Raw genomic sequence first — 10,149 nt, 5'->3', positions numbered from 1 at the left:
TTATTCCTCTATCTTTTTATAAATTTAATTATTAATACTTATAATATTAATTCTTGCATTAGCTCTTGCAAGTGCTCGCTTTGCTCTCTCTACATCTATATTTTTATTTTCTTTCAATCTTTTTTCAGCTCTATCCTTTGATTTTTCAGCTCTTTCTAAATCTATATCTGTAGGTCTTTCCACAGCATCACAGCAAAACTTTAGTTCATTTTCTTTTATATAAATGATTCCTGACGATGTAAATACTTCTTCTTTTTTATCGCCATTTACTATAAGAGTCGAAGTTGGAATAGTACTTACTATTATCGGTGCATGATTTGCTTTAAATTCAATTTGCCCATCCTTAGTTAATGTAGTCAGTCTCTCAGCTTCCATCTTTATTGGAGCTTTTCCAGGAGCAATTATACTTACTTTGAAAGTCTTACTCATAAATTCATCCCCTATCTTAAGGTCTTAGCTTTTTCTATAGCTTCTTCTATAGACCCTACAAATAAGAATGCTGATTCTGGTAAATCATCATGCTTACCGTCTAAAATTTCTTTAAATCCTTTTACAGTTTCTTTTACTGGTACATATCTTCCTTGCATTCCTGTAAATTGCTCTGCAACTGTAAATGGTTGTGATAAGAACCTTTGAACTCTTCTTGCTCTAGCAACTACTTTTTTATCTTCATCTGATAATTCATCAACTCCAAGAATTGCAATTATGTCTTGTAGTTCTTTATATCTTTCTAAAATATTTTTAACTTCAGTAGCAACATCATAATGTTCTCTTCCAACAACTCTTGGATCTAATATTCTTGAGTTTGATTCTAATGGATCAACAGCTGGATATATTCCAAGTTCAGCTATGCTTCTTGATAAAACTGTTGTTGCATCAAGGTGAGTGAATGTTGTTGCTGGTGCTGGATCTGTAAGGTCATCTGCTGGTACATATACTGCTTGAACAGATGTAATTGATCCATTTTTTGTTGATGTTATTCTTTCTTGAAGAGCTCCCATTTCCGTTGCAAGAGTTGGCTGATATCCAACTGCTGAAGGAATTCTTCCTAATAATGCAGAAACTTCTGATCCTGCTTGTGTGAATCTGAATATATTATCTATAAATAAAAGAACATCTTGACCTTGATCTCTGAAGTATTCAGCCATAGTTAACCCAGTTAATGAAACTCTCATTCTAGCTCCTGGTGATTCATTCATTTGTCCGAATACTAAAGCTGTCTTGTCTATAACTCCAGACTCTTTCATTTCATAATATAAATCGTTACCTTCTCTTGATCTTTCTCCAACCCCTGTAAATACAGAAAGACCTCCATGTTCTTTTGCTATATTATTTATTAATTCTTGTATAAGAACTGTTTTACCAACTCCAGCTCCACCGAATAGACCTATCTTTCCACCTTTTTGATATGGAGCTAATAAATCTATAACTTTTATTCCTGTTTCAAACATTTGTGGTTCTAAAGATTGTTCCTTAAAACTTGGTGCTGGTCTATGAATTGGATACATTTCTTTAATATCTACATCTCCAGCATTATCAATAGGATGGCCAAGAACATTAAACACTCTTCCTAATACTTCTCTACCAACTGGAACAGATATACATCTTCCCATATCAGCAGCTTTCATTCCTCTTTTTAATCCATCAGTAGATTCCATAGCTATAGTTCTAACTATATCATCTCCCATATGCTGTTCAACTTCTACTATTAGTAGTTTTTCTCCCATATCTATTCTAATCTCATTATAGATATTAGGAAGTCCATCTGAATCAAATTTTATATCTACTACTGGTCCAATTACTTGAACTACTTTTCCTATTCTCTCAGGCATAGTAATACCTCCTTACTATTTTTGAGCTTCTGCTCCTCCTACAATCTCTGATATCTCTTGTGTTATCATTCCTTGTCTTATTCTATTATACTTAAGATTTAAAGATTGCAATATATCATTAGCATTTTGTGTTGCTCCATCCATAGCAGTCATTCTAGCGTTTTGTTCACTAACTTTTGAATGCAACATAGCTCTTCTTAATTTACTCTTAAAATATACATCTAAACTTGAATTTAAAACCTCTTCTAAACTAGGTTCAATTAATAATTGTTCTGACTTTATATTTTCCATTTCTATTGGGAATAGCTTTTCTATTTTTACTTCCTGCTTTATAGGAGATTTAAATTCTGTAAATACTATATTAACTTCACCTATTTCTCCAGTTTTAAACATATATAAAGCATCCTCATATATAGATCTTACTTCTTTTATTGTAGGTATGTCAGGAATTTCTACATATTCTCTAACTGTATCAAAGCCATATTTCCTCATATAAGAAATACCTTTGCTTCCTGCAACAACTATTCTAGCTGATTCTTTATCCTTAATCATTTCATTCATATTATTAGCTATATTCCCATTAAAGCCTCCACAAAGACCTGTATCAGAAGCTATAACAATATATAGTTTATCTAAATCTTTAGAAGCTTTTTTAAAGAAAGAACTTTCATATTCCTCTGGTAATGCTGACATTAGATTATATAATATCTCTTCACATAATTTATAGTGTTCCTCATTATCATTAAGCTCTTTCCTTGCTTTTCTAAGTTTAGAAGTGGCTACAAGATTCATAGCTTTTGTTATCTTTCTTGTACTTTCAACCGACTTTATTCTTCTCTTTATTTCTATAAGTCCTGCTGATCCCAAATTTCCACCTCCTAAAGAAGTGCATAGCTATTTAAGCTATGCATCTTGTAAGAATAATTTCTTAAACTCTACTATAGAGTTCTCTAATTCTATTTTTATTTCATCAGTTAATGATTTTACATCTACTATTTTCTTTAATAAATCTCTGTGGTGAGTATCCATATATTCTAAAAGTTCTCTCTCAAACTTTCTAACATCACTAACTTTTATATCTGATAAGAAATCTTTTACTATTGCATATAAAATCACAATTTGTTCTTCTACTTCCATAGGTGAGTATTGATCTTGCTTTAATACTTCTACCAGTCTCTTACCTTTTTCAAGCCTCTTTTTAGAATCTTTATCTAAATCCGAACCAAACTGAGCAAAAGATTCAAGCTCTCTATATTGAGCTAATTCAAGTCTTAACGTTCCTGAAACTTGTTTCATTGCCTTGATTTGAGCATTTCCACCAACTCTTGATACTGATATACCTGCATTAACTGCTGGTCTTTGTCCAGAGTGGAACAAATCAGATTCTAAGAATATTTGACCATCTGTTATTGATATAACATTAGTTGGTATATACGCAGTTACATCCCCTGCCAATGTTTCTATTATTGGAAGAGCTGTTAGGGATCCTCCTCCGTTTTCCTTAGATAACTTTGCAGCTCTTTCTAAAAGCCTTGAATGAATATAGAAAACATCTCCTGGATAAGCTTCTCTACCTGGTGGTCTTCTAAGTAGTAATGACATAGTCCTATAAGCTACTGCATGTTTAGAAAGGTCATCATATATTATAAGTACATCTTTTCCTTGATTCATAAAATACTCACCCATGCTACATCCTGCATAAGGAGCTAAATATTGTAACGGTGCTGATTCTGATGCTGTACCACTTACAACTATTGAATAATCTAAAGCTCCAAATTCCTCTAAGGTATTAACTATATTTGCAACCGTTGATTGTTTTTGTCCAATAGCAACATATATACAAATTACATCTTTACCTTTTTGATTTATTATTGTATCTAGAGCTATAGCCGTTTTACCTGTTTGTCTATCTCCAATTATAAGTTCTCTTTGTCCTTTTCCTATTGGAATCATAGAGTCTATTGCTTTTATTCCAGTTTGCAAAGGTTCCTTAACAGAGCTTCTATCTATAATACTAGGAGCTGGAACTTCTATAGGCCTATAACCCGAATTATTTATTGGTCCTTTACCATCTATTGGAGCTCCAAGTGAGTTAACTACTCTTCCTAATAACGCTTCTCCTACTGGTACTTCAACAATTTTATTTGTTCTTTTAACTATGTCGCCTTCTCTAATTCCCTCTTCTGATCCTAAAAGAACGCAACCTACATTATCTTGTTCTAAGTTTAAAGCCATACCATAAATATTGTTAGGGAATTCTAGTAATTCACCTTCCATACAATCATCTAATCCATAAACTCTTGCCACACCATCACCAATTTGTATTATAGTTCCTGAGTCTACAGTTTTTATTTCTTTTTCGTATCTTTCAATTTCCTTTTTAATTATGGAAGTTATTTCTTCAGGCTTAATATTCATACCTTCACCTCTATTCTGTTCTAAGCATTAATTCCTTTAGTTCCTCTAATTTAGATTTAACAGTTCCATCTATAACATCATTATTAATTCTTACATATATTCCACCAAGAATACTTTCATCAATAACTTGCTCTAATATAATATTCTTATTATATTTTTTTTCTAATGTAGCTATTAAATTATTAAACTCTTCTTCATTTAAGGGAACTGTAGTTTTTACTATACCATTTAGAGTGTTTTTTCTCTCTAAATCAATTTTTTCCATTTCTCTAAGTTTTTCTTTTAAATAAAGTATTCTATCTTTTTCTATAAGAATTAATAAAAATGATAATAATTCCTCATCTATATGCCCTTTAAAAATATTTATAAAGGTTCTCTTTTTCTTTTTAGTACTAATTTGAGGGTGCTTAATTACTTCGTAGAATTCCTTATTTGTATCTATAAGGCTACATATTTCTCGTAAGTCTTGTAGATACTCTTGAACTTTCCCTTTTTGTTCTGCTACTTCATATAGAGCTAGAGCATATCTACGGTCTAAATATTCATACATTATGAATTACCTACCTTAGTTATAAATTCTCCAATTAGCTCTCTATTCTTTTCTTCATCTATATTCTTTTCTATAACTTTTTTAGAAAGTTCGATAGCTAAATCTATAGCTTCTTTTTTTAATTGATATTCTACTTTTTCTTTTTCTCTATTTATTTCAACTTTAGCTCTTTCTAAAATGATTTTAGCTTCTTGATTAGCTTCTTCCACTATTTCATCATATATCTTTTCAGCCTTTTGTTTATGTCTTTCTGTAATTAACTTCCCTTCTTCTCTAGCATTTTTTAATATTCTTTCATTTTCTATAGCTAACATTCTAGCTTTTTCAGCTTCTTCTTCAGCATTATCTAGTTGTTCATTGATAAGATTTTCCCGTTCATCAATAATAGCCTTAACTTTATCAAAAAACTTATATTTTAAAACCACAAAAAGAATAATAAAGTTAATAATAGTAGCTATAAGGGTACTAGGGTTTATTTCCATTAACATATATTACTGCCTCCCTTCTGGAGCCCTAAGACACTATTTTAAAACAAATATTAAAAGAATTGATACTAATAATCCATAAATAGCAGTTGCTTCTGCGAAAGCAGCTCCAAGCATTAATGCAGTAGTAATCTTACCACTTGCTTCTGGTTGTCTTGATATTCCTTCTACAGCTTTAGCTGTTGCATTTCCTATTCCTATTGCTGCTCCTATACCTACTAATACTGCTATAGCAGCTGCTAATGCTCTCATTGATGTTGTGTCCATAATAAAAATCCTCCTTTAAAATAAAACAATATAATATTATATAATTAAAAATTAATATATAAGTTGTAATAAATACTCCACACTTAAATAAGTTTATTAATCTTTAAGTTTATAAAATCGTAACGGTGTAGATTATTAATTGAAACATATATATAAATACTTAAACAAAATTAGTGTTCTGAGTGTTCTGAATGTTCTGCGATCATTTTAATATTAATCATAGTTAACATTACAAATATAACTGTTTGAATACCACCATCAAAAATATCAAAGTACGCATGTAATGGTATTGGTATTCCTATTTGAGCTATAAATCCTATATGGTGTAATGCCTCATAACATAATTCTACCAAGAATGTAGCTGCAAGAATATTACCAAATAATCTTAGTGATAATGATATTGGTAGCATTATTCTTTCTAATATATTTATTGGTGTAATTATAGCAATAGGGAATGTATACCCTTTAAAATAGCTCTTAAATCCACACTTACGTATTGTATAAAATTGTACCATATAAAATGTAATTAGGGCTAATCCTATTGTCACACTAAAGTTTTTTGTAGGTACAGGTAGTCCTACTAATCCAGTAAAGTTCATAAACAATAAGAATACTGCTAAACTCCCTATAAAAGGAAGGAGTTCTAAAAATTCTTCTCCCATATTGGCAGTAACTACATTTTTTAACATAGTATATATATATTCTACTACAGTTTGTTTTTTACTAGGTCTAAGTTTCATATTTCTTGTTGCCCACATAGATACAATAGCTATTATTCCAATAGTTATCCATTGAATTACCACCTCTGGAGCTAAATCAATCTTAATAGGTCCAATAACATAAGACCATATTGGTTTTAGTGGTTCCACCTAATCACTTCCTTTCCCCGTCTTTATCCAATAAAATATTATTACAACAAAATGTAATATATAGCCTATAAGATATGTTATAAGTTGTATTAAATTATTCAAAAATGGCAATGCTATAATAATGATGATTAGTATTCTTATTATATAGCTAAGAATTAATATTGTTTTTTTATCATTTTTTAATGAGTACTCTAAAATTAATCCACTAGCTATAGTGTTTAATAATGCTATCATTACACCCAATGCAAAAATTAAGACCACTTTCAAATCAATCAGAATAGATAATATAAGTGCAAAAATGAATACAACCATTAAATCATATTTAATTAATTTTGATACCATCTTATTCATTTCTCTACTCATCTTATCTTCACCTCGAACTAACTCTTGTTATTATAGTACTCTGAAAACATTAATGAAAATGTGATTTTAGTTGATATAACACTTCTAACGGCTATATTTAGTTGTTATGAGAGTTTATATTGATTTTACTTACTTCGATTCACTTTTGTTTACATTTTCTTAACATATAGCTAAAACAAAAGAATATTATTCATTTTTCAGAATATTTTAATTATTGAATTTGCGATTTTCTATTTATGATATCATTTTCATATTAAGTTTTATATACATTTTTTTCCAACAATTGTATTTTAACACCTTTTATAGCACTAAAAAAAATTTTTTTATAAATATAAATGATACTTATATTTATAAAAAATGAATAACCATTTATTTATTTATTCATTTTTATTTGTTTTTTTAAAATTTTTGTTAATAAATATATCTTAATGATGTTATTTTTACCAGCTTTAGTTATTATTATAAATAAAATCATTCAATTACCCATTTATATAATATTGTTTTCTATTTTTCACGTTATAATTCATAAAAAAAATAAACTTCCGATATTTTATTATCGAAAGTTTATATAATTAACATTTAACTTTTACTATTTTCTTTCAACTATAAGTGCTGTTCCCATTCCTCCACCTATACATAAAGTTGCTAAGCCTTTTTTAGCATCTCTTTTTTGCATTTCATGTAATAATGTAACCAATATTCTAGCACCTGATGCTCCTACTGGATGACCTAATGCAATAGCTCCTCCATTTACATTAACTTTACTCATGTCAAAGCTTAAGTCTTTTGCTACTGCTAAACTTTGTGCTGCAAATGCTTCATTAGCTTCTATTAAATCTAAATCTTCTATTTTTAAATTTGCTACTTCTAAAGCTTTCTTAGTTGCATGGAATGGCCCATATCCCATTATTGATGGTTCTAATCCTCTTTGTCCATAAGAAACTATTTTAGCTAATGGAGTTATTCCTAATTCTTCTGCTTTTTCAGCGCTCATTACTACAAAAGCGGCAGCTCCGTCATTTATTCCTGATGCATTTGCAGCTGTCACTGTACCATCTTTTACAAAAGCTGGCTTTAATTTGGCCATTCCTTCAATTGTAGCTCCAAACCTTGGATATTCATCTGTATCGAAAATCTTCGGATCTCCTTTTCTTTGAGGAATAACTACCGGTACTATTTCATCTTTGAATCTTCCCTCTTTAATTGCTGCTTCTGCTTTTAATTGAGAATTAAGTGCAAATTGATCTTGCTCTTCTCTTGTTAAGTTCCACTCTTTAGCTATGTTTTCTGCTGTTACTCCCATATGATAATTATTAAATGCATCCCACAATGCATCATTTATCATAGAGTCAACCATTTTTCCATCTCCCATTCTTTGACCCCATCTTGATGTCTTTAATAGGTAAGGAGCTTGAGACATGTTTTCCATACCACCTGCCACAACTATATCTGCATCTCCAGCTTTTATCATTTGAGCTGCTAATGCAACTGTTCTTAATCCTGATCCACAAACTTTATTTATTGTCATTGCAGGAACTTCTACTGGTAATCCAGCCTTTACTGCTGCTTGTCTTGCAACATTTTGTCCAAGGCCTGCTTGAATTACATTACCCATTACTACTTCTTCTACTAATTCACCCTTTATACCTGCTTTAGCTACTGCTTCCTTTATTACTATTGCTCCTAAATCTGCTGCTGATACATCTTTTAAGCCCCCGCCGAAAGACCCAATAGCAGTTCTTACAGCGCTTGCAATTACTACTTCTCTCATAATTTACATCCTCCTCTATATAATTAAAATAATTTCATGTTTGTTAAACAATTAACATAATTTAATTATACCACTTTCTCCCTTTTAATCAACTAGAATTTCATCTTTTTATGATTTATCTTATAAATTCTTCAGTTTCTACCATTCTTATTGAAAAATAGTTCTCTATTATATCTGCAATTCTTCTTGATGCCAAACCATCCCCATATGGATTAGCCGCTTTACTCATTTTCATATACTCATCTTTGTTATTTATTAAATTATTAGCTTCTGTTACTATTTTATTAATATCTGTTCCAACTAATTTTACTGTTCCATATTCTACTGCCTCTGGCCTTTCTGTAACATCCCTAAGCACTAATACAGGTTTTCCTAGATGGGGAGCTTCTTCTTGTAGTCCGCCTGAATCTGTCATTACCATAAAACACTTATTCATTAAATTGTGAGTTTCGTTAGTGTCTAATGGAGGTAATAGATGCACTCTTTCTTTATTTCCTAATTTACTGTAAACAACATCTTTTACTACTGGGTTTAAATGAACTAAATATATAAGTTCAACATCTTTATTTTCATCAACTATTTTATTTAATGCTTCACAAATATTATCTATTCCTTCTCCCCAATTTTCTCTTCTATGGGCAGTTACCATTATTATTTTTTTGTTTTTAAAATCTATTTCATTTAATATGTCATTATCAAATATATAATCATCTTTAACTGTATGAGCCATAGCATCAATAACTGTATTTCCTGTTATATAAATATCATTCTCGCTTACGCCTTCTCTTAAAAGATTAGCTTTAGAGCCTTTTGTTGGTGCAAAATGTAAATCAGCTAAAGCTCCCGTAAGTTTTCTATTCATTTCTTCTGGAAATGGAAAATATTTATCAAATGTCCTAAGGCCTGCTTCTACGTGTCCAACTTTAATTTGTTGATAAAAAGCTGCAAGCGCCCCTGAAAATGTAGTAGTTGTATCTCCATGAACTAATATCATATCTGGTTTTTCCTGTATAAATATTTCTTCTAATCCCTCTAATACTTTATTAGTTATTCCTGTTAAAGTCTGCTTACTTTTCATAATATTTAAGTCAAAATCTGGTTTTATATCAAAGTAATCTAATACTTGGTCTAGCATTTCTCTATGTTGAGCTGTGACACAAACTTTAGAGTCTATTCCTTCCCTTTTTTCTAACTCTTTTACTAAAGGTGCCATTTTTATTGCCTCTGGCCTAGTTCCAAATATAGTTATTACCTTTTTTTTATTCATTTTAGGTTCCTCCTAATTAAATTATAAAATTATTATTTTTTCACTACTATATACTATTTCTATTTTACATAGTCTTTATTCAGTTCTATAATTTTAGTCTACAAATATGTAGTATATATAATTATACACTTTATACTTTACATAAACAAATTTTGATGTCTTTTTTAATATTATTTTAAGATAACGAAGTTCACATATATAACTTTAATTATTATGTTACTCTTCTACAATTAAAATCAAATTTGCGTATCTTTATAATGCCTAATAAAAAATCATAAAAAATGAGCTGTTACTACAGCTCATTTCCAGTTTGTTGAAAAACCCCCT

The 10,149-nt window shown here is 30.0% G+C and carries 11 protein-coding genes; all 11 read right to left on the bottom strand.

Features of this window, described 5'->3' with window-relative positions:
- Positions 1-24: 24 nt before the first annotated feature.
- Positions 25-429 (bottom strand): ATP synthase delta/epsilon chain alpha-helix domain-containing protein, encoded by a 405-nt coding sequence (locus tag AAT22_RS03210; protein WP_047000236.1) that lies wholly within the window; start codon positions 427-429, stop codon positions 25-27.
- An 11-nt stretch (positions 430-440) separates the two neighbouring features.
- Complete coding sequence (gene atpD / locus AAT22_RS03205; protein ID WP_047000235.1) at positions 441-1,832, bottom strand: F0F1 ATP synthase subunit beta; 1,392 nt, start codon at positions 1,830-1,832, stop codon at positions 441-443.
- A gap of 15 nt (positions 1,833-1,847) precedes the next feature.
- The gene (atpG, locus tag AAT22_RS03200; RefSeq protein ID WP_016208047.1) at positions 1,848-2,699 is read right to left on the bottom strand and encodes an ATP synthase F1 subunit gamma; all 852 of its coding nucleotides are present in this window, start codon (positions 2,697-2,699) and stop codon (positions 1,848-1,850) included.
- Between the two features lie 36 nt (positions 2,700-2,735).
- Positions 2,736-4,250, bottom strand: a complete 1,515-nt coding sequence (gene atpA, locus AAT22_RS03195) for a F0F1 ATP synthase subunit alpha (protein WP_047000234.1) — start codon at positions 4,248-4,250, stop codon at positions 2,736-2,738.
- Positions 4,251-4,260: 10 nt separating this feature from the next.
- Positions 4,261-4,800, bottom strand: a complete 540-nt coding sequence (locus AAT22_RS03190) for a F0F1 ATP synthase subunit delta (RefSeq protein WP_047000233.1) — start codon at positions 4,798-4,800, stop codon at positions 4,261-4,263.
- Positions 4,800-5,282: a F0F1 ATP synthase subunit B gene (locus AAT22_RS03185; protein ID WP_047000237.1), complete on the bottom strand. Its 483-nt coding sequence runs from the start codon at positions 5,280-5,282 to the stop codon at positions 4,800-4,802. The genes AAT22_RS03190 and AAT22_RS03185 overlap by 1 nt, the downstream gene beginning before the upstream one ends.
- 39 nt (positions 5,283-5,321) lie before the next feature.
- Positions 5,322-5,552, bottom strand: a complete 231-nt coding sequence (atpE, locus tag AAT22_RS03180; RefSeq protein WP_047000232.1) for an ATP synthase F0 subunit C — start codon at positions 5,550-5,552, stop codon at positions 5,322-5,324.
- Positions 5,553-5,722: 170 nt separating this feature from the next.
- Positions 5,723-6,421 carry a F0F1 ATP synthase subunit A gene (locus AAT22_RS03175; protein ID WP_047000231.1) on the bottom strand — a complete coding sequence of 233 codons (699 nt, stop codon included), beginning with the start codon at positions 6,419-6,421 and terminating at the stop codon, positions 5,723-5,725.
- On the bottom strand, positions 6,422-6,784 hold the full coding sequence (locus tag AAT22_RS03170) for an ATP synthase subunit I (RefSeq protein ID WP_047000230.1): 363 nt from the start codon (positions 6,782-6,784) through the stop codon (positions 6,422-6,424). It lies immediately after the preceding gene.
- Between the two features lie 589 nt (positions 6,785-7,373).
- Positions 7,374-8,555 carry an acetyl-CoA C-acetyltransferase gene (locus AAT22_RS03165; RefSeq protein WP_047000229.1) on the bottom strand — a complete coding sequence of 394 codons (1,182 nt, stop codon included), beginning with the start codon at positions 8,553-8,555 and terminating at the stop codon, positions 7,374-7,376.
- Positions 8,556-8,670: 115 nt separating this feature from the next.
- Positions 8,671-9,822, bottom strand: coding sequence for a UDP-N-acetylglucosamine 2-epimerase (non-hydrolyzing) (gene wecB, locus AAT22_RS03160; protein ID WP_047000228.1), 1,152 nt, complete (start codon positions 9,820-9,822; stop codon positions 8,671-8,673).
- Positions 9,823-10,149: the final 327 nt, after the last annotated feature.

This window comes from Clostridium sp. C8 (assembly GCF_001010885.1).
Lineage (GTDB): Bacteria > Bacillota > Clostridia > Clostridiales > Clostridiaceae > Clostridium > Clostridium sartagoforme.
The sequence above is the reverse complement of the archived record's forward strand: the minus strand, read 5'-3'. Positions and strand labels throughout refer to the sequence as shown.